The organism is Pseudomonas sp. MM213 (genome assembly GCF_020423045.1).
GTDB lineage: Bacteria > Pseudomonadota > Gammaproteobacteria > Pseudomonadales > Pseudomonadaceae > Aquipseudomonas > Aquipseudomonas migulae.
In genome coordinates this window covers 525,280-550,686 of sequence record NZ_CP081943.1, presented here as the reverse complement: position 1 = coordinate 550,686, position 25,407 = coordinate 525,280, and the positions used below count along the sequence as shown (strand labels likewise).

Genomic DNA, 25,407 nt, shown 5'->3' with positions numbered 1-25,407 from the left:
TAGCGGCCATCAGCGAATCTGGACAGGCATCAAGACGGCGCCCCATAGGAGACGACTATGTATGCGGTGATAAGAACCTACTTGGGTACTGGAGCAAAGCAGCTTTTCGAGCTTTTGGAAGAGCGCAAGACCGACGTTGAAGCGACCCTGCGGACAGTGCCAGGCCTCGTAAGCTACACGCTGCTGAATACGGGTGATGGTGGTACGTCGGTAACGGTTTGCACGGACAAGGCCGGCAGCGATGCGAGCTTGAAAGTCGCAAGCGAGTGGATCAAGAAAAATGCATCAAGTATCCACGCGTCCCCGCCGATCGTAACTGAAGGTCCGGTCATCGTGCAGATCAAATAACGCGCCCTTGCGATTGATCTCGCGACACGGTCGCTGTCGCGGGGTTTGTATGCTTGCCTGGCGCAAATGTGATCGTCCGCAAACCATCAGATTGGGTTTGATTGCGGTGCAAGCCCCTGCCTCACCCCTAGGCTTCTTACGCAAACCTCTGCCATCATTCAGGCATTCACAAGCCGAGTAGAAATACATGAATCGTCAGAAAAAAATAAAGCAGCTATTAAAGGCTCACGCCAAAAAGGCCAGTGCCAAACTGGCACCGCAAAACAAGTCTAAATACATCAGCAAAGCTGACCGATTGAAACTGGCCGCTGAATCCGCTCAAGACGCAATCACGCCCTCTGAGGGCTGATCCAGCCCCTAACGAACCATCAACGAACTCGCCAACAACGCCTCCAACCCCATCGGCTTCGCAAAGTAATAACCCTGAGCCTGCCCTGCGCCCATTTCGCGTAGCAAGACCAGCGTCGCTTCATCCTCGACACCTTCGGCCACAACGCTGAGGTCCAGCGATTCGGCCATCCGCACAATCGCCCGGACGATCGCGCGACTGCGAGGGCTGGTGGTCAGTTCGAGGATGAACGATTTGTCGATCTTCAAACCGCTGAAGCGGTACTGATGCACGTAGCTCAGGGATGAAAACCCGGCACCGAAGTCATCGAGCACCACTGACATGCCGTTGTCGGCCAATTGCTGCATGGTCAGTCGGGCAATCGCCGGCTCCGCCACCAGTGCCCCTTCGGTCAACTCCAGGCAGATCCGCGAGGGCTCGACCCCGTATCGCGCCAACAGCGCAAGCACATCATTGGCAAAGTCCGGGCGCGTCATGCTGTAGCTGGAGCAATTGACGTGCACCGCCGGCCAATTGGCGTGTTCGGGTTGGGCGAGGATCGCGGCGATGCTGGTCAGCATGTACAGGTCCAGTCGACCAATCAGGCGCAGACCCTCGACATCCGGCAGAAACTCGCCCGGCGCGATCACCCGGCCGCCCGGCTGATGCCAGCGGATCAGTGCTTCAAGGGCCAACAGTTCGCCGCTTTCGACACTGACTATCGGCTGGAAATACGGCAACAGTTCGTCGGTGCGTTTGAGCGCGTTGCGCAAGGCCCCTTCCCGCTCAACCTGGTCCGAGACTTCACGGCGCACTTCCTGATTGAACACTGCGTAGCTGTCGCGCCCGGCGCTCTTGACCCGGTACATCGCCGCATCGGCATCGCGCAGCAAGTCGGCGGGTTCCTGATGGAACTGACTATCGGCGCTGACAATTCCGATACTGCAGGACGAAAACACTTCATAGCCATTGATCAGGAACGGCAAGTCGAACGCCACCAGAATCCGTTCGGCGATGTCGATTACCACCTCCAGCGGCGCCTCGGGAGCCAGCACGGAAAACTCATCGCCCCCCAGGCGCGCGAGCATGTCGCTGTCGCGCAGACAACCGCGCAAACGGTGGGCGGCCTGCATCAACAGCAGGTCGCCAAAATGGTGGCCGAGGCTGTCGTTGACCATCTTGAAACGGTCGAGGTCGATAAACATCACTGCCAGGTGCCCGCCTTCGCTGCCGAACTGCGACCAGGCCAGATTGAGGCGCTGTTGCAGGTAGGTACGATTGGGTAGCCCGGTCAGCGCATCGTGGGAGTTTTCGTGTTGCAACTTGGCATTGGCGTGATCGAGCTCGCGGGTGCGGTTCTGCACCCGGGCTTCCAGCTTGAGGTTGGCGGCATGGATCGCTTCGGCGGCCGTGCGGCGCGACAAGGCTGTATCGATGTGCCGGGACACGAACGTCAGCAGTTCCTGGTCGCGCAGGGTATAGCGCACTTGCGAGGTATAGCTTTGCACCGCGAGTACGCCACGCACCACATCGCCATCGAACAATGGAATGCCCAGCCAGGAGTAGGATCGGAAGTACGCTTCAGCCAGTTCGATGTCGCCGTGCGCAGACAATCGCTCAGCTTCGTCGGCGTCAATCAGGCAAGGTCGACGCTGACGGATAACGTACTCGGTCAAGCCCCGGCGCCCTCGCCGTGCCACCGGGCAGGCCGTCTGCCGCTCATCGACATAATACGGAAAGGTCACTTCAGTGGTCGCGTCGTCGAACAGCGCAATATAGAAGTTCCGCGCGAACAGCAGATCACCGACGATGCCATGCAAGGTTTGAAACAATTCAGCCATGTCGCCAGGCCGACTGGAAAGTTCAGCGATCTGGAACAGCGCGCTCTGCAGATGTTCGGCGCGCTCTCGCTCTGCCACCTCCTGCCTCAAGGCGTCGTTGAGCGCTGAGAGCTCCAGGGTACGACGCATCACCGTCGCTTCCAGATCCTCGCGGTGCAGAATCCGGTCCAGCGCCATGGCCACGTGGCGGGCCACCACCAGAAACAGCGCGCGGTCCTCGGCGCTGTAGGTACGAGAAACGTCGTAGACCTGCATCGCCAGCATGCCAAACACCTCGTCCGAGGCATTTTTCAACGGTGCGCCCATCCAGAATTCGGGACGATCTCCCACGCAGTAAAAACGGCCTTCGGCCTGAGCCGCGAGGATGCCGGCGGCGTCGATCAGCAACGGCTGGCCGCTGGTCAATACCTGGCCGGTCAACGAAAGATGCGAAGGGTCAAGGTATTCGTAATGCGAGGACTCCACGGCATCAACGTCAATGATGTCGACGTAATACGGGTAGTCGATCTTGCCGCTGTGCGGGTCATACAGCGCGAGATAGAAGTTCTCGGCGTCGATCAGGCTCGCCAGCAACTGGTGAACCCCCACCAGGAACACTGACCGGTCGCGGGTCGAACTGGCCAGGTAGGTAATTTCATACAGCACACGTTGAGTAATCTGCGCGCGGGCCAGGGTATTGGTCTGCACCTCAATGCCCAGGCGCTGGGCAAAACCGGCGAGCGCCGGTTCTTCGGCCTCGGCGATTGGCGCAAGCAGCCAGCCCAGCACACTTTCGCCGCTGCCGGTCGGCCAGCGGTGCAAGTGCCGGGTCTGGCAAAAGGCATCGAACTGTTCATTCGCAACACTTGACGGCCATTGCGCCTGTGGGTCGCCCTGCCCGACCAAATGCATCTGTTCACCGGCACGGTAAACGACCCACGCGGTGGTGTGCGTCCAGTTGCGCGCCGAGTTCAGTAAGTGTTCGATCGTATCCTCGTTGCCAGCGCAGGTCATGCCGACAGTATCCGAATTCCCTTTAAGCTCAGAGGCGACAATATCGCAATCGTTCGATTGCCGCGGGAAGTCGGTCAAAGGACGAAAACTCATCAACGCTCCCTGAGCCAGAAACTGGCGATACTCACTTACTGGTTACTAGCAATGCGCCAGTGAGCTTCCCGTTTATAGAGTTTTTATTCAATAGGTTTTTTCGAATTGTGAGTTGCTTGCTCAACAGGTCATTCTTTACGGGCGCCAACTCGGCAAACGACTGACAAGTGTGCCTCTGCACCCTTATCCAAGTAGTTCCACCAGGAAAAGGAGCGTCCTTATGGAGACCGTCACAATTCGTACCCTGCAAAACACTGATGCTGAGGCATTGCTGACGTTTGAAAGGGACAATCGCGAGTGGTTCGAGCGCCACATTGAGCCACGCGGTGCTGCTTTCTATTCGGTGCAGGGTGTCACCGAGCACATTGCAGCCTATTTATCTGATTATGCCGCCGGCACCTGGCACCCCTTTGTCATCGTAGACGCTGGGGGGAAAATAGTGGGCCGGGCGAACCTCAAAGACATCGACACGTCCGCGCGGGCGGCAGAAGTCGGCTATCGGATTGCTCAAAGTGCTTGCGCAAAAGGACTGGCGACGCGGGCGGTTAGGCATTTGATCGAGCAAGCGCAGTTACGTTGGGACCTTAATCAACTGGTTGCCAACGTTTACGTCGACAATATCGGCTCGGCAAAAGTGCTCGAACGCTGCGGTTTCGTGATTGAACAGACATCTCTGCAAGCAGGGGTAAACCAGAAGTATCGGTTTGGCCTTTCGATTCAGACGAGTGAATGATGTGCCGATACGATTTACGCAGACAAAAAAAGCCCCGCAACCAAATGGGCTGCGGGGTAAAAAATTGGTTGGTTGCGGCCAACCAAAGGAGCTCTGTAGAAAGCGTTACGGGCCGGGGTCAGATGCAATCCTGTGCGGCGCGTTCAAAACTTGAAGGCAGCAGGTTCGAAGCCAGCAAGTGCCGCTCGTAGATAAACACCTTGCCGCCATTCCCGGCCTTGTAGGCTTCCAGCACGTTGTCGGCCGAGACTTTGCTCGGCACCACGATCCGGTAGCTGCGCTGGGTTTGCGAGACGGTTGGGTTCAACGCATGGCTCTGCAATTTCGGTACGACGCAATCGGCGTATTGGGCTGGGGTCTTGCTGGTCTGCAAGGTCAGGGTCGGGTCGTTCGGCGCGGAGGCGCAACCGGCGAGCAACAAAGAGCCAATAGCCATGGCGGGTACAAATAAAGAGCGCATCGGTCTTATCCAGAAAATAAAAGCTTCGGTTCATCCAGCAGCGGGACTGCGTCACGGTGCGTGTTCGTTGGAGGTGATTTTCCGCCTATAGCCAACAAAGCAGAACTTGTGTTTCGTAATGGTCACTATTACCTCTAGCAATAGTTGCGCGCCGTGCAGATGGGTACACACTCTGAATCACCACTAAAAAAATTGATGAGGATCTATCCTTGAGAACTTTTGACCTGATCCGCGATGCCGTTTTGCCCGATTTCCGCGACCGGGTAGCCGAGTACCTGGTCCAATACGAAACCGTACTGTTGGGCGAACACGCGCCCGACCCGGAACTTGTGCGGGCCACCGCCAATCAGTTGCGCGGTTATTTACGCGGGTTGAACACCACGCGGGTGCTGGGCATGGCGGACTGGGAGGAACTGGATCGGCGGGTGGTGAACACGTGGCTTTAGCGCCGCACGCCTCGACCGGCGGATCAGCATCCATCGAATGACTTTCTATACTGCTGTCGAATCCGGAAAGACGCAGGATTTGCCGTCATCGTAGTCGTGGTTCTCTCTGGGTAATGTCTCCCGATAGTTCTCAAGCAAAAAAGGAGTTTGCGTCATGACCGACGATCCAAAAGTAAAAGGACCAGCGTCGTACTTTCCCTCTATTGAAAAAAAGTATGGGCAGCCAATCACCCACTGGCTAACCCTGCTCAAGACAGTCAGCGGCAAGAAGCATATGGAGATGGTTGCGTTGCTCAAAACTGAACACGGCATGGGCCATGGCCATGCCAACGCGTTGGTTGCGTACTTTGTAGCGAGCACTAAAGCCGACTGACGAGACTGATGTAGCACAGGGCGCTCGATGCACCCGCTTACGGCTCAAGCCAACCGGGCGCCATACACCTGACTGTTGCTATCAAATCCACCTCCACTGTATCTGCTTCAACCCAATGACTACGGTTAGCCTTGTTTCTCATCCAGGGAAATTTGCGCTATGCCGGACGCCACCAACCTTTACCTGTTCACTGTCGCCGCCCTGCTATTGCTGATCGTGCCTGGCCCGAACATGGCCATCGTCACCAGCCATGCCGTTGCCCATGGCTGGCGTGCCGGTTTCGCCGCAGCTTTGGGAATAACCCTGGCCGACGTGCTGATGACCGCCATGGTCAGCGCGGGGCTCGGTGCGTTGGTGATGAGTTGGGCGCCGGCATTTGATTTGCTGCGGTGGGCCGGGGCTTGCTATCTGATGTGGCTGGCGTGGAAGGCATTGAGTACTCCACCAGCGGACGCTGAGGCTCAACCCGCATTGGCATCGCGGCGCAAGATCTTCATCCGGGCGACCCTCAACAGCCTGTTGAATCCCAAGGCGCTGTTGTTCTTCATGGTATTCCTGCCGCAATTCGTCACCCTGGGAACCAGCAGCGTCACGGTGCAACTGATGGTATTAGGTGTGTTGCTTGCGCTGATCGCTTTGATCTTTCATTCCCTGCTCAGCGTCTGTGCCGGACAGCTACATGGGCGTCTGCGTGGGGGCAAAATCTCCAGCCGCCTGGGTGCTTATGGCTTCGCTGTCGTAATGACGGCGCTGGCGGTACGTTTGCTGGTGCTGAACCGGACAGCCTGAAGCAGCAGCTTCGAAATCGCTCAATAGACGTCTCTCGTCGAAGCCGCCTTTTACTGCGCCAACCAAAACCTGCACACTTGTCGGCTTTTTTCGCGACAGGAAGTCTCCCCATGCAACGGATTGTCATTCTGGGCAATGCCGGTAGCGGCAAATCTACCCTCGCCCGCGCCCTCGGCAAGCGCCTGAACCTGCCCGTGGTGCACCTCGACACGCTGTTCTGGGAACCCGGCTGGGTCGAACCCGACGCCGAGCAGTTCCGCGCACGGGTCCGCAAAGCGCTCACACCAGAGGCCTGGATTTGTGAAGGCAACTATGCGCGGCGAACCTTCGACCTTCGCCTGCCCCGGACCGACCTGATCATCTGGCTCGATACCTCGCGGCTCACCTGTTTTACCCGGGTGATCAGGCGCAGCGTCATGAACCGCCCTCGCCCTGACCTTGCAGCAGGCTGTACAGAGAAGCTCGACCGGGCGTTCCTGACCTTTCTGAATTTCGTGTGGAATTTCGATCGTGGCTACCGTCCAGGAATCGAGGCGGTGCGCCTGGCCATCGGCCCGCAAATTCCTGTGATGCACTTGCGCGGTTCCCGGCAGATTCGCGCCTTTCTCGATAGCTTGGCTGCAACGCCTGAAATCTGCCTTGAATAGAGGGTGATTTTCGCTATTCCGGTAGTTGATCCGCGTACGCCCGGCAGGGGCTATGAGAGAAAACCTACGGCGACAAACGACTGGCTGCACAGCCAGTACGTGTCATCCAACGACGAAATGAAAGCGAGTCAGCACGTTTTGTGCGACATCCATCTATCCCCTCTACGACTGAATCTACGATTGAATGGATAATGATGCGGTCATTTGCGCGTGACACACCGCCAGAATTTCATCGGCCAGCGCCGAGTCGTCAGGACAGGCGCGCGATAACATGATCGCACCGACCGCACGCGCCAGCAGGTCGATCATTTTCACCCTCGCCTCCCCCGGCGCCGCATCCGGCCCGGTCGGGTATTTTTCGCCGAGCGTTTGCAGCGTGCGCTCGATGCCTTCAGCGAAAGCCGACTTCAAATCGCCCGACTGACGCGCCGCGTCACCGCACAACGCCGCCATGGTGCAACCCGTGGCGCGCCCGTCGCGATGATCCCTGGACACATACACATCGATGAAATCCTTCACGCTCAATGCTTCGGCGCCGACCAGTGACTGCGCAAGACTGTTGGCCGAGGCTTCGGCCATCAGGTCAGCCTTCGAACCGAAATGTTTGTAGAAACCGCCATGGGTGAAACCGGCGGCGCCCATCAGGTCGGCCACGCCTACACCGTCAAATCCGCGCTCGCGAAACACGACTGAGGCCGTTTTGACGATGTGCTCCCGATTTGCCTGAGCCTGGGCCTTGGACACTCGCATGTTCGATACCTCTCTACCGCTGAAATTCATCGGCCAATGATACATAGATGCCGATCATAATCAAAATCGTTGACAGCTTAGATTTCGATCATCATCCTAATCGCAAGCGATATGACCATTTACCAACGGGCACGGAACAAACACCCATGAGCGACCTGAATCTGTTTACCCCCTACACGCTTGGCGCCCTGACGCTGTCGAACCGCGTGGTTCTCGCTCCACTGACGCGCAATCGCGCGGGCAAAGGCTTTGTGCCGAGTGAGTTTGCTGCTGCCTATTACAGCCAGCGGGCAAGCGCGGGCTTGCTAATTTCCGAAGCCTCGCAGATCTCGCAGCAGGGACAGGGCTATCAGGATACCCCGGGCATTTACACGCAGCCGCAGATAGAGGGATGGCGCAAGGTGACCGATGCCGTGCACGCCAAGGGCGGGAGAATTTTCCTGCAGCTGTGGCATGTGGGCCGTGTTTCCCACGTGGATCTGCAACAGCAAGGCGCGGCGCCGGTAGCCCCTTCAGCTCTTCGTCCCGCGACCAAGGTGTTCGTCAACAATCGCTTCGAGGACGTTTCCGAGCCGCGGGCGCTGGAGGCTGACGAACTGCCAGGCATCGTCAACGATTTCCGCCAAGCGGCGGCAAACGCCATTGCGGCAGGCTTCGACGGCGTGGAAATCCACGGTGCAAACGGCTATTTGCTGGATCAGTTCATCAAGGACGGCGCCAACCTTCGTACTGATGCCTACGGCGGCTCGATCGCAAACCGTGCGCGGCTGCTGTTGGAAGTGACGGCCGCGGTGGCAGCCGAGATTGGTGCTGATCGCACGGGCATTCGCCTTTCGCCTGTCTCGCCGGCCAATGGTGTATCGAGTAGTGATCCACAGGCTCAGTTCGATTACATCGTCGACCAACTCAATGTTCTGGACATCGCTTATCTGCACGTCGTCGAAGGTGCCACCGGCGGGCCACGCGACGTGGCGCCCTTTGATTTCGACGCCTTGCGCCAGCGCTTCAAGAACACTTACATCGCCAACAACGGCTACGACCTGGACCTGGCCACGGCACGCCTTACGCATGACAAGGCCGACCTGATCGCCTTTGGCCGCCCTTTTATCGGCAACCCCGATCTGGTGGAGCGACTCAAGACCGGTGCGCCACTGTCCGCCTTCGACCCCTCCACGCTCTACGGCGGCGGTGCAGCGGGATACATCGACTACCCGACACTTGCCGAATCAAGCGCTGCCGCGAACTAGGCATTGGCTGATCGAGCCTGGTTTTATTCGTGCATCAATCCATATTCCTGATAAAGAGCTGACATCATGACTACTCGCCCTACCGTTCTCATCACTGGCGCTTCCACCGGCATCGGCGCGGTTTACGCCGAGCGTTTCGCCCAACGCGGGCATGATCTGGTGTTGGTCGCCCGCGACCAATCGCGCCTGGAAACGCTCGCCGCGAAGTTGCGTGGCGAACACAACGTCGCCATTGAAGTGCTTCAGGCCGACCTGACTCAACTCAGCGACCTGCACACCGTCGAAGCGCGCCTGCGGGATGACGCGCGCATCGGCATCCTCGTCAACAATGCCGGCGCCGCACAGTCCGGCAACTTCATCGAGCAAAGCACCGACAGCGTTGCGCAACTGGTGGCCCTCAACACCACCGCGCTGGTGCGGCTCGCCAGCGCCATCGCGCCACGCCTGGCCAAAGCAGGTGAAGGCGCGATCATCAACATCGGTTCGGTTGTGGGTCTGGCGCCTGAGTTCGGCATGTCGGTCTATGGGGCGACCAAGGCGTTTGTGCTGTTCCTTTCCCAAGGCCTGAGCCTGGAACTTTCGCCTCTGGGTGTTTATGTGCAAGCCGTACTGCCCGCCGCCACCCGCACGGAGATTTGGGATCGCGCCGGTATCGACATCAACACCTTGAGCGAAATCATGGAAGTGGGTGATCTGGTCGATGCCGCACTGGTTGGCTTCGACCGTCGCGAGCCGGTGACCATTCCTCCGTTGCATGAAGGCGAGCGCTGGGATGCCCTGCAAACCGCGCGTCAGGGTCTTTTGTCGCAGATCAGGCAATCCGCCGTGGCGCAACGCTATTTGACTCAAGTCTGACCCATGTCGAGCAAGTCCGCCTCGCCCCGCAATTGGACGGAGTAAACATGACCCTTATAGCGACACGTAATCACCCGGGTTCGCAGTCGTCATTTATCAGCGCGGCGAACCAGTCGGTTCTGATTGGCGGGATACCCTTCGCCTATCGTGACCTGGGACCCAGGACGGAGGTCCCGCTGGTCATGCTCAACCATTGGGGGGCAGTGTTGGATAACTTTGACCCCAGGATCATCGACGGCCTGGCAAAAAACCGGCATGTCATCACGACTGATTACCGCGGTATCGGTGGCTCGGGGGGCGCCGCGCCATTGACCGTCGGTGAGATGGCTGACGATGCAATCGGCCTGATTCGTGCGCTGGGTTTTGACAAGGTTGACCTGCTTGGCTTTTCACTCGGCGGCTTCGTCGCTCAAGACATCGCTCTGAAAGCCCCCGAACGAGTGCGCAGATTGATCCTCACCGGAACCGGACCGGCCGGTGGCACAGGCATCGACAGGGTCGGTTCGGTGACCTGGCCATTGATCATCAAAGGTTTGCTGACGCTGCGAGACCCCAAGTTCTACCTGTTCTTTACTACCACGGCCAACGGCCAACGTGCCGCGTCCGAGTATTTGCAACGTTTGAAAGAACGCCAGCAAAACCGGAGCAAAGGCCCGACACCCGGCGCATTTTTACGGCAGTTCAAAGCCATTACTGCGTGGGGCAAGCAAGCGCCGCAAGATCTCAGTCGCCTGCCGATGCTGACCCTGATAGCCAACGGGGACAACGACATCATGGTGCCCACCGTGAACTCGATTGATCTGGCAAAGCGAATCCCCAACGCGCAACTGATCATTTATCCGGATGCCGGGCACGGCAGCATTTTTCAGCACCATACCGATTTCGTGGCCAAGGCTTTGGCGTTCCTCGACTCCTGACAACCTGCACATCTAATCGCATCAACGTTGTCGGGGCCGCGCCCCATTCTCATTCCACCAACAAGAGCAGCTGCAACATGAAGGCATTTTTTATCGACCGCTACGGCAAGCAGAACGGAATGATTGGCGAAGTGCCCGACCCTGCGGTCGGTGTGCATGACGTTCTGATCCAGGTGCATGCAACGAGCGTGAACCCGTTGGACTCGAAGATCAAAACGGGGGAGTTCAAACTGATCCTGCCCTATACATTTCCATTGGTATTGGGCAATGACCTGGCCGGAGTGGTCGTTCGCACGGGTTCTGCGGTGAAGCGATTCAAGCCAGGAGACGAAGTCTATGCACGTCCTCCAGAGGCACGGATCGGGACGTTTGCTGAACTGATCGCAGTGAACGAAAACGCGCTCGCGCTGAAACCCTCGAATCTCGACATGGCCGAAGCGGCTTCCATCCCCTTGGCCGTCTTGACGGCCTGGCAGGCGCTGATTGAGACCGCCCATGTGAAAAAAGGCCAGAAGGTGTTGATTCATGCCGGATCCGGCGGTGTCGGCACGCTTGCCATCCAGCTCGCCAAACACCTCGGCGCCTTCGTTGCGACCACCACCAGCACGGCGAATGTCGAATGGGTGAAAGCACTCGGGGCGGATGTGGTCATCGATTACAAACATCAGGATTTTGCAAACGAGTTACGCGATTTCGACGTGGTGTTGAACAGCCTCGGCGCCGATGTACTGAAGAAATCGATCAAGGTTCTCAAGCCTGGTGGACAACTCATTTCCCTTTCGGGGCCGCCGACCGCGCAATTTGCCCAAGAGCAAGGCTTGTCCTGGGTGCTGGGGCAAGTCATGCGCCTGCTGAGCAGCGGTATTCGCAGAAAAGCCCGCAAACATGGGGTGAGCTATGTATTTTTGTTTATGCGTGCCAACGGGATACAACTGCAAAAAATCACCTCGCTTATCGAGGCTGGCGTCATCAAACCGGTCATCGATCGTTCCTTCCCTTTTGAATCGACTGCAGAGGCGTTGCGGTACGTCGAGCAGGGCAGATCAAAAGGCAAAGTCACCGTAACAATCAAATAAGCGCACTACAAAAAATGTCAGTCGATAACGTACATGCCGCCAAGTATCAGACTCCAGCGCCTGAACCAGAGGAGCCGCCACCGCACAACAGACACACACAGGAGCAGTTGCAACCGGAAGTCGCACCTGTAGAAAAGCCTATGATCATTTGGCGTAGCTTGATGCTTGAGCAGTAACGAGAAAGGGGTCATGTCACTCTTCAATTGAAACAATGCTGACTTCGCCACGAGCTCGTGACGAATGGCAAGTTTGCAAAAGCGGACACTCAGAAACTCAACCGCGCACCAGGTAGGATTGGGCCTGCTGCCCCGCCTGGATCAATTCGAAGTTACGGTTACGCAACTCGACGTTGCGCCCAACCCGCATGTTCGAGCGCGCCGCCAAGGTTTCAGCCTGCTGGTACTGCCCCTGCTGAAGACGCAACACACCAAGGTAATGCAGTGTCGCGGAATTGTTCGGCTGGATATGCAGGGCACGCTCCAGCGTGGCGGCGGCCTGGTCCAGTTGGCCATTTTCATACTGCCGCGAGGCTGTTTCGATCAGGGTGGTTGATGCGCTGTTGCTTTGCGCGGGCGCTCTTCGCTCTGCAGCGACAGAACAAAACGACGCGACGCGACGACGCAGAACACCAGAATGCTTCACGCAGAGCAGAAAACGGCCAGAAGCGGGCATGTACAAAGCAAACTTCAAAAAGGGGTCGAACAGTGAGACCGCCGGCTATTTAAACAGCGGCGCTCTAGAACTTTTCCCTATTTACAGGTCTATGTGGACAGGCACATTCGCTCGGTAAGCGCTAACTCGCAGGCTTCCCGCAGCCAGATGGCTACACATCAACATGTCAATTCAGAGGTTGTCTTCGCTCATGAAATTCCATGACCTACGGATGGTGCTCTTCGGCCTGTTCGCGTTCGCGGCAGTGGGCTCGGCATCAGCAACACAGATGAAGACCTCAACCCCTGTTTTCGCAACTGAAGTGGCGGCCGTTCAGGCGCCGGTCCAGGCTGCCGGCAGCCCTTGGCCGACCGTGGCCAGTATGGCCGGCAACCAGCCAGGGTCGTTGCTTGCCCATGATGACCGATACTGGCATGACGACCGTTGGCATGATCGTAGAGACAATTGGCGCCGAGACGACTGGCGTAGAGAACAGTGGCGTAGAGAGCAAGCCCGCCGGGATGCCGAACGCCATCGTTATTGGGAGCGTCATCAGGATCGGTCCATGCGGCACCGCTACGAGGACGATCGCCGCTACTATCGTCGCTAAATCCGCCTGTAACACCAGGCTGTAGAAATCAGGCTGAAAACCTCGACGAGGTATGAATTGGCTGTTCGCTCAGTGCTTCCCAAACGAAGTCTGAGCGTCCGCAGCCAATGAAGGTTATCGACCAAGCGCATTCAATACTGGCCTTTGAAATGACCGTTAAGCCCTGCGCGTGGAGCAATACTCCACGATGAGCTGAGTAACCGCCACCACCATCGCCTGATCCGCTTCAGGCGAGGTAAACAGCCGAAACTCTGCATCCGGCAACTCCGGCAACCCTTGTTCAGCCCCAAGAACCACCAGCCCTTGCCCCAACTGACTGAGTGTCATGGGCGCAACCGCGAAGCCTGCAAGCGCCGCAGCCCGCAACCCGCCGGTGCTGCTGCATAACATCGCGGTGCGTTGGGCGATCCCCGCCTGAGCCAGTCGCTTCAACGCAACCTCGCGATAAGGGCACGGCTCGGGGAACAGGGCCAGCGGCAACGGCGTCGGTAACCGGGTGACGGGTTGCGCCGACCAGGCCCACACCAGCGGCTCTTGCCACAGCAATTTCCCCGCATCGCTGGTTTCGCACAGTGAGCCGATGACCAACTCCAGATGCCCTTGCTTCATCAGCGCCAGCAACGTGCCGGGAATGCTCACCTGCACGTCGATCTCCATCCCAGGGTACTGCGCCGCGAAATCCTGAAAAGCGCGCAGTAGTCGAGATTCGACAAAGTCCTCGGACACCCCGATCCGCAGTCGCCCGTGAAATGGCGTACGCGTCAGTTCCGCCCAGGCATCACGGTTCAGCACAAGGATCGTGCGCGCATAAGAAAGCAAGCGCTCGCCATCGGGCGTCAATTGCTGGGAACGGGTGGTACGCGTCAACAGGGGTTTACCAATCTGTTCTTCCAATCGCCGCACATGGCCGCTGACCGCAGACTGAGTCAGGTGCAGCTTTTGCGCTGCACGGCTGAAGCCTTCTTCGTCGACCACAGCGACAAATGTTTTGAGTAGCAGCGAATCGAACATAGTTTTATACGTGATTAATCGACTGGTAATTTACGATTTATATTTCAAATATAACTATGTTGCAATGCCTCCCTACCCCACCACTCGAGGCGTGCCATGACTACCCTGCTCCATATCGAATGCTCCCCACGCAAGCAGCGCTCGGCGTCCCTTGAAGTCGCCCGCAGCTTCATTGCGCGTTATCGAGAAAACACCCCGGACACCGACATCATCACTCTCGACCTCTGGAACATGGCGTTGCCGGAATTCGATGACCTGGCAATGGAAGCCAAATACGCAGGACTCAGCGGCACTGCCTTGACCCCGGCGCAACAAGAGGCCTGGAACACCTTGAAGGACCTGGCTGCGCACCTGCATCGCGCGGATGTACTCGTGATGTCCGTACCGCTTTGGAATTTCAGCATCCCGTACAAGCTCAAGCATTTCATCGACCTGGTATCGCAGAAAGACATCCTGTTCAGCTTCGATCCGGAACGCGGCCTGGAAGGCATGTTGCACAACAAAATCGCCGTAGTGGCGTACGCCCGAGGCCTGGATTTTTCGGCGCAGTCGATCACGCCGGCGGAACGCTTCGACTTCCAGAAGCCCTACGTGGAAGCCTGGCTGCAATTCATCGGCGTGACCGATGTGCATTCGGTGATTGTGGAGAAGACCATCCTGGGGGAAGACGTTGATCTTGATGCGCGTGAGGCTGCGACTCAGCAGGCCAGAGGATTGGCAGATACTCTTTGTCGCTGACGGGTATTTATAAGGTACGGGCGCCCACTCAAACATGAGAGCCAGAGGCAGTTTTCGACCCAATGCTTCCAGTGAAGGCCGGCAGAAATCGGCCAAAAGAAGTCGCAAACCCCATGACGCTTCGGGGCTTGCGACTTATTGCCAATACGTCCTTCAAACTCTCGGACGTTTGCTACGGGAATGCCTGCCGTGTTCATTGCAGAACGTGCAGGCCTAGTTTTGTACCTCAACCGCGTCGATATCCGGGGCGTCCGGGGCGTCAGCCACATCCTCTCTGGCGTCCCTCGCCTCGGCTTTGGCAGCCTCTCTGGCTGCGTTTGCCTCTACCTTGGCAGCGTCCCTCGCCGCATCTGCAGCAGCCCGGGCAGCATCTCTGGCTGCATCGGCTTCTGCTTTGGCGGCGTCCCTGGCTGCGTCGGCAGCGGCCCGAGCTGCATCTCTGGCTGCATCTGCGCCCGGTATGCCAGCAGCTTTTGCAGCATCCCTGGCTGCATCCGCCTCAGCTCTGGCGGCATCTCTGGCTGCATTTGCAGTAGCCCTTGCAGCATCCCGGGCTGCATCTGCATCAGCTCTGGCAGCATCTCTGGCTGCATTTGCATCGTTTCTGGCAGCGTCCCTGGCTGCATCTGCGGCATCGTTGTCATGCGCGTTGCCTGAGCCTCTGTTCCCGGCAACACCACCATGACCGTCACCGTCATGGCCTGATGCACCATGACCACCACCATCTCCATGGCCGCTGCCACCGTGACCACTGCCTCCGGAGCCTCCACTACCGGAACCACCACCGCCACCGCCGCCGCCACCACCGTGACCGCCTCCTCCTCCGCCTCCGCTGTTACCGCCGCCACCACCGCTGCCGCCATCTTTGGCATACACGCTGGAGAAACTACTGATGTAATCGGGCACTAGAACAGTCGATGCCGACAGGACCCCGCCAATTGCCAGGGCCAACAAACATTTATTGATCAGCATGATGCACCTCCGCTTGGAGTTGCGCAGTCATGTCCCTATCGAACGCAATATCCAGTGAGTTCCCGGCCGCCCTTTGGAGCGGCCAGCCAACCGGCACGGCCATAAATCTGCAGCATTAACCAGCAACTGCGGTTTCCGCACGATCCCTGAGAGCCAGTCAGCATCTTTGTGTGGGACGTTACCCCACATTTTTAGATAGGTGCTGTCAGCCCGAGTTCAACAAACAAATATCTGGACTGAAGCATGCGTTGAGCAAAAACCTCTAAACCTTCCGGACGCCAACAGTTCACCGCGAGCTGAATGCCTGAAATCCCCTGACCACGCTGGGTCGAGCGCCCACCCTTTCATACCAGCGGCGAAGCTTGGGCAAACGATCCCACGGGATGTCTGCCTCTACTGACGACATGATGCTGTAGGCCGCGATATCCGCGATGGAGAAACAGCTTCCCGCCATATAAGCATCAGCACTGACGAACTGTTCAGCCAACTCAATTGACGAAAGCATGCGCTCGACCAGCCGCGCAGAGCCATCGTTGAGCCCTTGGCCGCGAAGGAAGAACGCCGAATGGCCAGGTGCGATGACATCCGTCAAAAAGAAGAAGAATCGCTCATACACCGTAGCTCTGTGGCCAGCGGCACTGGGCAAGAGCCGCTCTGGAGCCTTTTCGGCAGCGTAGAAAATGATCGCGTTCGACTGAGTGAGTACAAAGGCAGGCTCATCGCCCTTTCGTTCGACCAATACCGGGACTTTTCCGGCCGGATTCAGGGAGCGATGATCCGCCCCTGTTTGCTGGCCTTTTGAAAGATCCACCAGTCGAACCGTGTACGCCAGCCCCGCTTCTTCGAGGGCGATGGCTGCCCGGATGCAATTGCCTGTGGGCGCACCGTGTAATTCCAGTAAGGCGTTCATGACGTATTTCTTCCTCCTTGCGGGCTCAGTTCAGTCATCCGCTAAAGCGCGCCGACTGTCACACAAGCCAGGCCCGACGCTGCGAGTCATCACACATAGACGTCCCGTTTTTTTTCGATGAAAGCCTGCACAGACGCAGCTATCGACAAATTCTTTTGAAAAAATCCGAGCGGATTGACTCAACCTACACTGAGCTTGATAGGCGTCCGATTTACGCGTTGCAAGCCTTCCTGGCAGGGCAAGCGTATTGCGGTGAACGCTCCAGTCCGACCACTTATGCCTGAGTCGTTGATCATGGATGAAGTCACTACCGTGCCCTCGGATGATGTACCTGCTACTCAACACATCGTGCAGCGCAAGCTCGGACGCTGTCTGATGCGCGTGCAACAATACGAACGGCAGCTGAAAGCCATTGTCGCGCATTACGAACTGACCGGTCCTGCAGATCAGCTGTCTAGCATCCGCGACCAGAAGGTCGCATGTGCAAAGAAAAAGACGATGGGTACATTGATCGGGATGTTGACCGAAAGCTTTCTGACCCCGCCGCACCCAAATGAAGAAGAGTCACAGACCGAAGCCTATGTCGGTGACCAGATCTGGTTCAGGCATCAATACCAGTTGGAAATGACAGCCGAGGACTATGAGGCAATGAAGGCCGACCTCAAGGAGCTGGTTGACCTGCGAAATAACCTGGTCCACCACTTCATTGAGCGTTTCGATCTCTGGTCTGAATCGGGCTGCCAGGCGGCGGATGGTTTTCTGGAGGAAAGCTACGAAACCATCAATCGGCATTGCCTGAGTCTGCAACGTTGGGCCAAAAACATGATTGAGGCACGAGCTAAAATGGCTTCGTTTATACAAAGCCAAGCATTTGAAGATGCGCTCGACGGTATCCGAGTGGATGGCTCAGTTGATTGGCCTGATAGTGGGATTTGCTGCTGCTTACGTGAAGCAGAAACCAAGCTTGCCGAAGGTGGCTGGACTCGATTGGAAGCATCCATTCGCTGGATTGGTGGTACCTATCCAGCGCAGACGCCCAAGCGCTACGGCTGCAGCAGCTGGAGGCATGTCCTGCACGAATCAATGCAGTTCGAAATACGAAAATTCCAGGCTGATAATGAACGTACTGCCGTCTGGTATCGCAGCAAGGTCAGCTGAATGGGAAATTGAATCGTCCCTCCTTTTGTAAGCGCACTGAGTGACTGCTCCTGGCCGAATGCTGCCTGTCGCGAAGGGCTGCATTCGACCCAAAGCGGTCGGTCAGCACTGGCGATGGTTGATCATCCCCACAGGCATAAATACGACGTTTTGGTTCGAGCGGGTGCAGAAGAAGTGGGTGGTGTTGGGGGAGAGAAATATCTTGGCCTGGACTGAAACATGAACGTCACGGGAGCCCAATCAAGCCAGAAATACATTGTTGCGCAATCGATAGAAGCCCGGAAGCCCCGCTTGGAGGCGTTCCGGGCCATTGAGATTTTGCTTATTCGCCGAAGGCTTCCATAAGCACTTGAACCAACTCGCCGCCTTCCGGTGTTGCCCAGCTACCTGCCAGTTCGGCGATTAGCTGGTTGGTGGTAGTCAGCGTCACACCGGCCTTATCCATGCGGCGCAAAGCAATGTCATCAGCCATGGCGGTAGGTGAAGCGCCCCCATCGGCAACTACCTGGACTTCATAACCATCACGGACCAAAGATAGCGCCGGGTAGACCGTGCACACATCGTTGGTCACACCGGCAATGATCAGCTTTTTGCGGCCTGTTGCCTTCACGGCTGCGGCGAAGTTTTCATCGTCCATTGCATTGACGATGCCCAGTCGTTTGATGCGGCTAGCAAATTCAGTCGGAAGGATCTCTTCCAGTTCGCTCAGCAGCGGGCCTTGGGCATATTCTTCCATGCTGGAAGTCAGTACGACGGGAAGCTTCAGGATGCGTGCTGCTTTTGCAAGCATCAGTGCGTTGCGCTTCAGCTCTTCAAAGGGCATGGATTTAGCCCAGCCCATGGTCCCGACTTGGTGATCGATCAGCAGTAGGGCCGCATTCTTAGCATTGAAATTTTCGAATGTCATGGTGATTCTCCTGGCGTCTACGTTGGGGCACTTGCCCCGGTTGTTGGATAAGTGAATCGTTTAACGAGCTTGCAGCGTTCCAAACTCGCCGCGCCGGTAGCCGTCTACTGCTGTGGCCAGCGCGTCCATCGAAGCGAGGGCCATTGGCCCTTGCCAAAACACCGGTTGATTCAACGGAGTGCCGGAAAACATGACTGCCTTGGCATTTCCGTTCTTTGCTTGCAGGGTGACAACCCGATCAGCGCCCTGAGGAAGATTGACCGGCGCCTTGGGGTCAGTCAGGTCGAAGGCCTGCCCGTCGATATACATCTCTCCGTCGATTGGCATCACGAACGCCACATGCCCTTGCGGTACCGGAATCTTCACTTCGCTTGCGACTTCAAGGGAGATGTCCAGAAGCCTTACGTCCGTAGGCAGTAACGACGGAGAATCCAGCCCTTCGAAGTTACCCAGCGGGACACGTATTTTCGCGCCTGCCAAATAAACGGTAGGCACATCCTGGGCCTCCACACTGAAGACAAAGGGCGCATCGGCTTGCATGTCTTTGGGCAGGTTGATAAAAATTTGCAGCATGTGAACAGTCTTGCCCGGTTCAGCAGGGACCTCTTCGTGAACGATGCCTTCACCCGCCGCCGTCCAGTGCAAACCACCGGGTTGAATCAGATTGCGATTGCCGAGCGAGTCCCGGTTGTCGATGCCTGTTTCCGAATCCAGAAAAAGGTAGGAGACCGCTGAAAAACCCGCATGCGGATGGGGTGGAAACGTCGGTCCGCTGATCCATGCATGGTCCACACCGAGGAATGGATCGATAGGTTTCGCATACTGATCGCCGCGCAGACTGAACGCCCGAAACTGGCTGCCATGGTTCATGCGCTGTAAACGTGCGATGGAAGGCATGGCTGCGGTCCTCAGGCCCCTTGAGACAGGGTGGGATAATCGATATAGCCTTCTTCGCCCGGGGCGTAGAAGGTGTCCTTTTCTGGAGTATTCAACTCAGCGCCTGTACGGAACCGCTCAGGCAGATCGGGGTTGGCCAGGAAGGCACCGCCGAACACCGCTGCGTCTGCTTTACCGTCAGCGATCAGCGACTCGGCGCTGTCTTTGGTCTGGCCACTGCCGATCAGGTAGCTACCGTCGAATAGCGGACGCAATGCGGCGTGGTAGTCGTACTGGGCACCAAACAGCGCCACGTGCAGATAAGCGAGCTTGAAGTCGCGAAGTTGCTTGACCAGGTAGGTGTAGGTTTCCTGTGGATTGGCATCGACGATGTCGTTGAAATTCATCTCTGGAGAGATCTTGATGCCGACACGGTCACTGCCCACTTCACTCACCATGGCGGCGAGCACTTCCAGAACGAAGCGAGCACGGTTTTCTACCGAGCCACCGTATTGGTCGTCGCGCTGGTTGCTGCCGGTGGAGAGAAACTGCTCAGGCAGGTATCCCGAAGCGGCGTGCAATTCAACACCGTCGAAACCGGCTTCAATCGCCCGACGTGCGGACTGACGGTAGCCTTCAACCACATTGGCAATTTCAGCGACGGTCAGGGCGTGGGGTATCACGAAATCCTGCAACCCGGTGGCGGTGTAGGTCTGGCCTGCGGCCTTGATTGCAGAGGGCGCTTGCGGCTGTGCGCCGTTGGCCAGCAACGAAGGGTGTGAAACCCGCCCGCAGTGCATCAATTGCATGAAAATGCGGCCACCACGAGCGTGAACCGCGTCGGCGACTTTCTTCCAGGCGGCAATCTGTTCGGTGGTTTCAATACCTGGTGTGCGGACATAGCCTTTACCGAGTGCAACGGGGAAGACGCCTTCGCTGATGATCAAGCCGGCGGTGGCGCGCTGTGCATAGTAGGTTGCAACCATGTCGCTGGGCACACCAGCGTCATCGGAGCGCGAGCGGGTCATTGGCGCCATGACGATACGGTTGGACAGGGAGTAGCGGCCTACCTGGACTTCGGAAAAAAGAGCATTCATTACGGTGTTCCTCAGTAGTGATGTGGTTATGATTGATCAATCCGGATTCGGGATAAATCCGCGAAAGCCGAAATGACTAATCCATTAATGGGATAATGCTGTGGAATTTCTCAACGACATGGCGCTGTTTGTCGAGGTAGTGAAGGCGCATAGTTTCACGCGTGCGGCAGAAACGCTGGGGATACCCAACTCGACCTTGTCCCGGCGAATAAGCGCGCTGGAGAAGGGGATTGGCTTGCGGTTGTTGCACCGCACGACTCGCAAGATCGAGCCCACCGAAGCGGGCCAGTTGTACTTTGAACGCTGCAAACGAATCGTCGATGAGGCCCGTCTGGCGCATGAGCAGCTAGGGGAAATGCTGGCCCGGCCCAGCGGCTTATTGCGCGCCTCGCTACCCGTCGACTTCGCCACTGTCTACCTGGCCCCATTGATTGCGGAGTTTGCCCGGATCTACCCCGGCATAAGTTTTGAGTTCGATCTGAGCCCACGTCAGGTCGATCTGATCAGTGATCCGGTTGATGTGGTGATTCGGATGGGGGAGCCGCCGAACTCGACCCTGATCGCTCGTAAGCTCGCAAGCTTGCGGCGCAGCTTGTATGCATCTCCAAGATACTTGGAGGTCTCCGGTGCTCCTGAGCATCCATCTGAACTGGTCAACCATGAATGCCTGCGATTGCGTGGAGCAGGAGGCGACCGTTGGACGCTGTCCAACGAGGCAGATAACGAGCAGGTAGATATAGGAGGGCGATTCGAACTCAACAGCGTAGGCATGCTAAGGCGTCTGGCAACGTTGGATCTCGGTGTGGCGTTGTTGCCAGACGGTATCGCGGCGCAGGACCTTGCGGACGGAAAACTTCGCAAAGTTCTACCGCAATGGCAGGCATCGCCTGTATCGGTTTACGCGCTGACTGAAACCCGTTTGCTTCCGGCGAAAACCCAAAGATTTATTGAGTTTCTGCGAGATAAGCTTGAATGCGCGTAGTGTCCAGAGCGAATGGCCGCTTCTGGCCGTTTTCTGCCTATGGCGACTGGTTGAAAACGACCCATTGCTGCCCTCTGCCAAGGGCAGCTAGGGATTGTGAATTCAGCAGGTCGATGCAACACAACTAAATTCTGTGTAAGCGACATGCAGACGGCCTCAGCGATTGAGCCTGGTAATTTTTGAACCCTGCAATCCCAGCCCGGCCATTAAGCCCTTTTGATCAAAGATGAACGCATAGACATCGGATTGAGCCGTTGAGGTAGTTATCGATTTGGCCATGCCTGAATCTACGACCACGATGCTTGGGCCCACGCCGACCTCAAATCCATTAACATTTTTCAGATCATTCATCGCTGAATAGGTCATGAAAAACATCACGTATCCAAACCGCTGCACGCCCGCCTGAAGGCCGTATGAGGCTGCTGTGGTCGCGTAGTATCCCGTCACTTTTCCGTTCTCAATCAATTCGCCTTCGCCATGGTGTGCGCCGGCGATGAGGCCCGCTTTCAGCACATCAGGGAAAACGAGGATACCCTTGGCTCGCTGCGCGAGGGCGCGCGCTTGCGGCGTTTTGGTATACAAACTCTGTAACGCCGCTTTCGCCTCGCGGTCCATTTCCGCGTTAGCAGCCATCGCATCAGAGGCGGAAGTTGATTGACCCATTTGGCAGCCCGCCGTGATCGCGAGGATTGAAATCATTGCCATCATTCGAAGGTATTTGATCATGAGCAATACTCCTTTTCTGTACCTGCCATTGAGGAACCTGCGTGGCGATAGCCGTTGCGGATCAAAGACTGACGGGGTCGATCTTTCCCTTAGACTTTAATCCTAATAAGCAGTTGGTCAAATGCTATGCACATGCATGTTCCTCAGACGAAATCGACAGTCAGCTGTTGGCCGACAGTGGGCAAGAGTCATGCCGCAGAATAGCGATGCCAGATCTTTTTATAGTTGAACAAAAAACGGGCGCCTTCAGCGCCCGTTTTCATTCACTCCTTCGTCTGCGCCCGCAATCGCCGACCAATCACATCCATCAAGTCACAACCGTCGCGCAACGGAATGGCCAGCAGTTTGGAGAAGTCCGACAACACCACCGTGTCGCAACCAATCTCGGCACGAAAGGCGATGTTCTCCAGCACCTGAGTAACTGCGCGAATTCGGTAGTCAGCGGCGGCTTGCAATACGTCGAGTGGAGCTTCGGTGTCGATGAGCAGGGAAGCCGGAACCAGGTCGATTCCGGTGAGGGGCATGTATCGATTCATTTGAAGATCTCTGTTTGATTGGCTCAAAGGCCGTCACTCAGTCGTCGCCAAACGATTGGGTGGCAGCTGTGCGCAGGTTGGCGAACCGGCACAGAGAACACCGGCAGACCCGAAGGCCTCCCGCGCACAGCCGCCATTACAGCGGCCTTGCGGGTGCGGCGACCCCTGCAACAAAGCGTAGAGCCCTCGCATTCTCTGTAGTCAGGTCGCCAAACCCGAATCGCCATTTTGGGCGACGGGGCGGACTATAAGCTTCATCGGAACGGCGGGCAAGGTGAGGAGTTCCGAGGTTCGTGTAGGAATTTTTATAGCGTCCTAGGAACGTTATACCCCTACTGTGGGCGACTGTTATAGGTCAAGAGCTACCCGTTAAGTAATCGGCAGAATCGACTCAAAGCCGACGTAGAAACTAGCAGGGACAGTAGTTTGAAGCGAGCTGCTTAACCGAGATGCCAGGCATGCTCATTCAGCTTTTTCCCGCGTCGAGCAAAACTGAAAGCTTTGTGTCGTATGGACTGAGAGAGCGTTTTCCGAGATGAGCATTGAAGCAATAGTTCGGATAGGTCGTGGTCAACAGGAAACCCTTCGTCCAACCATTTGATCGCAAGCTGAGACCAGTACTCAGAGTCAGACTCAAGTGCTGTTACAAGCAACTGGTGCAACGATATCTCTGCTGGTAATGATCCTTTAATTTCCAGAGCTGATACGGCGACAGGAAGGTCGAGCTTTACGGCCTCGTACGGTTTTTCAAGCAGTGGCAGTAGCCAAACGTAACTAAAGCTTAGAGTCATCGTCTCAAGGATCTCATATGACTTACTCAATGACGACCAATCCCCCTTTCGGAACGACCAGTTATGATCAAAGCTTTGTGAAATAGCTTCCGAACCGATACGGCGTTCAGAAGGTGTGCAATACATAAATCGACCCTAACTGAATCACCCCACCTTTTCTAGACGCCTCAACCGGCCGCTACAGGGGCGATCGCAGCCCTTCGTGACAGACAGCAATCGGCCAAAAGCCGCCACCCACATTACCTGAGCAAACACAGGCAATTCAGTGTCGCGCAGAAGAAACCCGCAACCCGACCTATATGGAATTGCGCTTGCGCCGAGCCTCTTCATTCTCCGCCAACGCCTGACGAACCAGCGCCCTCGCCGCCCACGCGGCGGTGTCGAGTGATTCTTCGACGCTCGCGCCACTGATATCGCGCACGGCGATCAACGCCTCGGTGCCGATAACGATCGACAGCGCCTGCTTCAGTCGTTTGCGTGCGCGGGGCGAGAGCACGTCCTTCAGCGAGTCGACGATCGGTTCGATGTAGCTCATCCGGCGGCCTGGTCGCAGGGGCTCGTGGGTCTCGCTGTCGAGCCACACCGACATGAACGAACGCTCCATCACGTGCAGGCCGATCTCGTCGTCGATCAAGAGTTTGTTCAACGCGTTCGCGGCCAGGCCAATGCCCTTGACCGGGTCGTCTCCCGGTTGCCAGAAGCTCTCCAGCGGCTTCATTTCACGATCCGCTGCCGTCTCGCTGATCAAGGCCTCGGTCGAAGGAAAATAGCGATAGGCCGTGGCGCGCGAGACCATCGCGCGCTCGGCCACTTGCGCAACCGTCGGGTTTTGGCCCTCGTCGCGCAAGGCGATGGCGGCATCGATCAGCGCCTGACGCGTTCGCAGTTTCTGGTTGGCGCGGCCTTGCGGATCGCCGCCGGGTTCAGACGGGGTTGACTTCTGGATCGACATGGAATATATGAGACTCTGTCTATTCATGAGACTTTAGTCTCATAATAGGCATGTGACAATCAACCGACAAGAGGTCGCCCGTTATATTTCAGCAACTGAGCGCGCCTCAGGGCGCATGAGGTGAATGCCATGAATCACAACCCCCGTTCACGGACCTGGTTTCGGCTCGCTGCCCTCTACTTCGCCATTGGCGTGATGCTGGGCGTGGCGATGGGCGCTTCCGGCGACCACTCGCTTTTCGCGGTACATGCTCATGTCAATCTGTTGGGATGGGTGTCGATGGCCCTGTTCGGCATCATCGGCACAGCGTACCCGTCAATCACCGAAGGGCGCGCGGCTGCCGCACAGTTCTGGATGTACAACATTGGCGTCCCGGTAATGCTCGGCGCACTGACGTTGCGGCTCAAGGGCGTCGCGGCCATTGAGCCGTTGATTGGCGTCGCTTCCATTCTTGTTGGTTGCAGTGTGCTGCTGTTTGTGTGGCTGGTGTTCTCGCGCATCGGTGTAACGGCTATGGGTTTGAGCAGCGCAACACGTGAGTCGCGCACGTCTTGAAGTCAGCTGTCCTTAGGACCGGCACACAAAATGTGCCGG

28 protein-coding genes and 1 pseudogene are annotated in these 25,407 nt (G+C 57.1%); 16 read left to right on the top strand and 13 right to left on the bottom strand.

Annotated elements, in window-relative coordinates:
- Positions 1 to 57 precede the first annotated feature (57 nt).
- Complete coding sequence (locus tag K5R88_RS02660) at positions 58 to 348, top strand: hypothetical protein (RefSeq protein ID WP_008035503.1); 291 nt, start codon at positions 58 to 60, stop codon at positions 346 to 348.
- Positions 349 to 535: 187 nt separating this feature from the next.
- Positions 536 to 697, top strand: a complete 162-nt coding sequence (locus K5R88_RS02655) for a DUF2986 domain-containing protein (protein ID WP_008037782.1) — start codon at positions 536 to 538, stop codon at positions 695 to 697.
- Positions 698 to 705: 8 nt separating this feature from the next.
- On the opposite strand, the gene K5R88_RS02650 is transcribed toward K5R88_RS02655, so the two are convergent.
- Positions 706 to 3,603, bottom strand: a complete 2,898-nt coding sequence (locus tag K5R88_RS02650) for a sensor domain-containing phosphodiesterase (RefSeq protein ID WP_223452686.1) — start codon at positions 3,601 to 3,603, stop codon at positions 706 to 708.
- A 220-nt stretch (positions 3,604 to 3,823) separates the two neighbouring features.
- Between K5R88_RS02650 and K5R88_RS02645 the strand changes: the two genes are divergently transcribed.
- A complete protein-coding gene (locus K5R88_RS02645; protein WP_226299126.1) occupies positions 3,824 to 4,336 on the top strand; it encodes a GNAT family N-acetyltransferase in 513 nt (170 codons plus the stop codon).
- A 118-nt stretch (positions 4,337 to 4,454) separates the two neighbouring features.
- Here K5R88_RS02645 and K5R88_RS02640 read toward each other — a convergent pair whose 3' ends face one another.
- Complete coding sequence (locus tag K5R88_RS02640) at positions 4,455 to 4,796, bottom strand: hypothetical protein (RefSeq protein ID WP_008037788.1); 342 nt, start codon at positions 4,794 to 4,796, stop codon at positions 4,455 to 4,457.
- Positions 4,797 to 5,005: 209 nt separating this feature from the next.
- Between K5R88_RS02640 and K5R88_RS02635 the strand changes: the two genes are divergently transcribed.
- From K5R88_RS02635 to K5R88_RS02620, 4 genes are all read left to right on the top strand, one after another.
- A complete protein-coding gene (locus tag K5R88_RS02635; protein WP_192228829.1) occupies positions 5,006 to 5,242 on the top strand; it encodes a hypothetical protein in 237 nt (78 codons plus the stop codon).
- Between the two features lie 154 nt (positions 5,243 to 5,396).
- A complete protein-coding gene (locus tag K5R88_RS02630; protein ID WP_226299125.1) occupies positions 5,397 to 5,615 on the top strand; it encodes a DUF4287 domain-containing protein in 219 nt (72 codons plus the stop codon).
- 159 nt (positions 5,616 to 5,774) lie between these two features.
- Positions 5,775 to 6,404, top strand: a complete 630-nt coding sequence (locus K5R88_RS02625; protein ID WP_223415346.1) for a LysE family translocator — start codon at positions 5,775 to 5,777, stop codon at positions 6,402 to 6,404.
- Between the two features lie 110 nt (positions 6,405 to 6,514).
- Positions 6,515 to 7,051 (top strand): AAA family ATPase, encoded by a 537-nt coding sequence (locus K5R88_RS02620; RefSeq protein ID WP_226299124.1) that lies wholly within the window; start codon positions 6,515 to 6,517, stop codon positions 7,049 to 7,051.
- A 174-nt stretch (positions 7,052 to 7,225) separates the two neighbouring features.
- Here the strand turns inward: K5R88_RS02620 and K5R88_RS02615 are convergent, their stop codons facing one another.
- Positions 7,226 to 7,801, bottom strand: coding sequence for a TetR/AcrR family transcriptional regulator (locus K5R88_RS02615; protein ID WP_008035516.1), 576 nt, complete (start codon positions 7,799 to 7,801; stop codon positions 7,226 to 7,228).
- A 146-nt stretch (positions 7,802 to 7,947) separates the two neighbouring features.
- Between K5R88_RS02615 and K5R88_RS02610 the strand changes: the two genes are divergently transcribed.
- From K5R88_RS02610 to K5R88_RS02595, 4 genes are all read left to right on the top strand, one after another.
- Positions 7,948 to 9,048, top strand: coding sequence for an alkene reductase (locus tag K5R88_RS02610; RefSeq protein WP_008035518.1), 1,101 nt, complete (start codon positions 7,948 to 7,950; stop codon positions 9,046 to 9,048).
- A 66-nt stretch (positions 9,049 to 9,114) separates the two neighbouring features.
- Complete coding sequence (locus tag K5R88_RS02605; protein WP_008035520.1) at positions 9,115 to 9,903, top strand: SDR family NAD(P)-dependent oxidoreductase; 789 nt, start codon at positions 9,115 to 9,117, stop codon at positions 9,901 to 9,903.
- Between the two features lie 47 nt (positions 9,904 to 9,950).
- Complete coding sequence (locus tag K5R88_RS02600; protein ID WP_226299123.1) at positions 9,951 to 10,820, top strand: alpha/beta fold hydrolase; 870 nt, start codon at positions 9,951 to 9,953, stop codon at positions 10,818 to 10,820.
- A 77-nt stretch (positions 10,821 to 10,897) separates the two neighbouring features.
- A complete protein-coding gene (locus K5R88_RS02595; protein ID WP_008035523.1) occupies positions 10,898 to 11,896 on the top strand; it encodes an NADP-dependent oxidoreductase in 999 nt (332 codons plus the stop codon).
- Between the two features lie 291 nt (positions 11,897 to 12,187).
- On the opposite strand, the pseudogene K5R88_RS02590 reads toward K5R88_RS02595, so the two are convergent.
- Positions 12,188 to 12,568: pseudogene (locus K5R88_RS02590) on the bottom strand (tetratricopeptide repeat protein); the annotation flags it as partial.
- Between the two features lie 190 nt (positions 12,569 to 12,758).
- On the opposite strand from K5R88_RS02590, the gene K5R88_RS02585 reads away from it, so the two are divergent.
- Positions 12,759 to 13,157 (top strand): hypothetical protein, encoded by a 399-nt coding sequence (locus K5R88_RS02585; protein WP_081500185.1) that lies wholly within the window; start codon positions 12,759 to 12,761, stop codon positions 13,155 to 13,157.
- A 156-nt stretch (positions 13,158 to 13,313) separates the two neighbouring features.
- On the opposite strand, the gene K5R88_RS02580 is transcribed toward K5R88_RS02585, so the two are convergent.
- Positions 13,314 to 14,168, bottom strand: a complete 855-nt coding sequence (locus tag K5R88_RS02580) for a LysR family transcriptional regulator (protein WP_226299122.1) — start codon at positions 14,166 to 14,168, stop codon at positions 13,314 to 13,316.
- A 96-nt stretch (positions 14,169 to 14,264) separates the two neighbouring features.
- Here K5R88_RS02580 and K5R88_RS02575 point away from each other — a divergent pair, with 96 nt between their 5' ends.
- The gene (locus K5R88_RS02575) at positions 14,265 to 14,906 is read left to right on the top strand and encodes an FMN-dependent NADH-azoreductase (RefSeq protein WP_223452698.1); all 642 of its coding nucleotides are present in this window, start codon (positions 14,265 to 14,267) and stop codon (positions 14,904 to 14,906) included.
- Positions 14,907 to 15,229: 323 nt separating this feature from the next.
- Here K5R88_RS02575 and K5R88_RS02570 read toward each other — a convergent pair whose 3' ends face one another.
- Both K5R88_RS02570 and K5R88_RS02565 read right to left on the bottom strand, forming a co-directional pair.
- On the bottom strand, positions 15,230 to 15,769 hold the full coding sequence (locus K5R88_RS02570; protein ID WP_226300310.1) for a hypothetical protein: 540 nt from the start codon (positions 15,767 to 15,769) through the stop codon (positions 15,230 to 15,232).
- Between the two features lie 395 nt (positions 15,770 to 16,164).
- Complete coding sequence (locus K5R88_RS02565; RefSeq protein ID WP_226299121.1) at positions 16,165 to 16,788, bottom strand: glutathione S-transferase family protein; 624 nt, start codon at positions 16,786 to 16,788, stop codon at positions 16,165 to 16,167.
- Positions 16,789 to 17,082: 294 nt separating this feature from the next.
- Here K5R88_RS02565 and K5R88_RS02560 point away from each other — a divergent pair, with 294 nt between their 5' ends.
- A complete protein-coding gene (locus K5R88_RS02560; RefSeq protein WP_223451889.1) occupies positions 17,083 to 17,946 on the top strand; it encodes an OST-HTH/LOTUS domain-containing protein in 864 nt (287 codons plus the stop codon).
- A 322-nt stretch (positions 17,947 to 18,268) separates the two neighbouring features.
- On the opposite strand, the gene K5R88_RS02555 is transcribed toward K5R88_RS02560, so the two are convergent.
- The 3 genes from K5R88_RS02555 to K5R88_RS02545 are packed head-to-tail and all read right to left on the bottom strand — an operon-like array spanning position 18,269 to position 20,826.
- Positions 18,269 to 18,853 carry an isochorismatase family protein gene (locus K5R88_RS02555; protein ID WP_223451891.1) on the bottom strand — a complete coding sequence of 195 codons (585 nt, stop codon included), beginning with the start codon at positions 18,851 to 18,853 and terminating at the stop codon, positions 18,269 to 18,271.
- A gap of 60 nt (positions 18,854 to 18,913) precedes the next feature.
- A complete protein-coding gene (locus tag K5R88_RS02550) occupies positions 18,914 to 19,750 on the bottom strand; it encodes a pirin family protein (protein ID WP_223451894.1) in 837 nt (278 codons plus the stop codon).
- Positions 19,751 to 19,761: 11 nt separating this feature from the next.
- Complete coding sequence (locus K5R88_RS02545; protein WP_223451896.1) at positions 19,762 to 20,826, bottom strand: alkene reductase; 1,065 nt, start codon at positions 20,824 to 20,826, stop codon at positions 19,762 to 19,764.
- A 100-nt stretch (positions 20,827 to 20,926) separates the two neighbouring features.
- Between K5R88_RS02545 and K5R88_RS02540 the strand changes: the two genes are divergently transcribed.
- Positions 20,927 to 21,808, top strand: a complete 882-nt coding sequence (locus K5R88_RS02540; protein ID WP_223451897.1) for a LysR family transcriptional regulator — start codon at positions 20,927 to 20,929, stop codon at positions 21,806 to 21,808.
- A gap of 156 nt (positions 21,809 to 21,964) precedes the next feature.
- Here the strand turns inward: K5R88_RS02540 and K5R88_RS02535 are convergent, their stop codons facing one another.
- The 3 genes from K5R88_RS02535 to K5R88_RS02525 all read right to left on the bottom strand — a co-directional run bounded on the left by K5R88_RS02535 (position 21,965) and on the right by K5R88_RS02525 (position 24,813).
- Positions 21,965 to 22,534: a YSC84-related protein gene (locus K5R88_RS02535; protein WP_008024532.1), complete on the bottom strand. Its 570-nt coding sequence runs from the start codon at positions 22,532 to 22,534 to the stop codon at positions 21,965 to 21,967.
- Between the two features lie 263 nt (positions 22,535 to 22,797).
- On the bottom strand, positions 22,798 to 23,070 hold the full coding sequence (locus K5R88_RS02530) for a hypothetical protein (RefSeq protein WP_223451898.1): 273 nt from the start codon (positions 23,068 to 23,070) through the stop codon (positions 22,798 to 22,800).
- A gap of 1,086 nt (positions 23,071 to 24,156) precedes the next feature.
- On the bottom strand, positions 24,157 to 24,813 hold the full coding sequence (locus tag K5R88_RS02525; RefSeq protein ID WP_226300308.1) for a TetR/AcrR family transcriptional regulator: 657 nt from the start codon (positions 24,811 to 24,813) through the stop codon (positions 24,157 to 24,159).
- A gap of 129 nt (positions 24,814 to 24,942) precedes the next feature.
- Here K5R88_RS02525 and K5R88_RS02520 point away from each other — a divergent pair, with 129 nt between their 5' ends.
- A complete protein-coding gene (locus tag K5R88_RS02520; RefSeq protein ID WP_226299120.1) occupies positions 24,943 to 25,368 on the top strand; it encodes a hypothetical protein in 426 nt (141 codons plus the stop codon).
- The last annotated feature ends 39 nt before the right edge of the window (positions 25,369 to 25,407 follow it).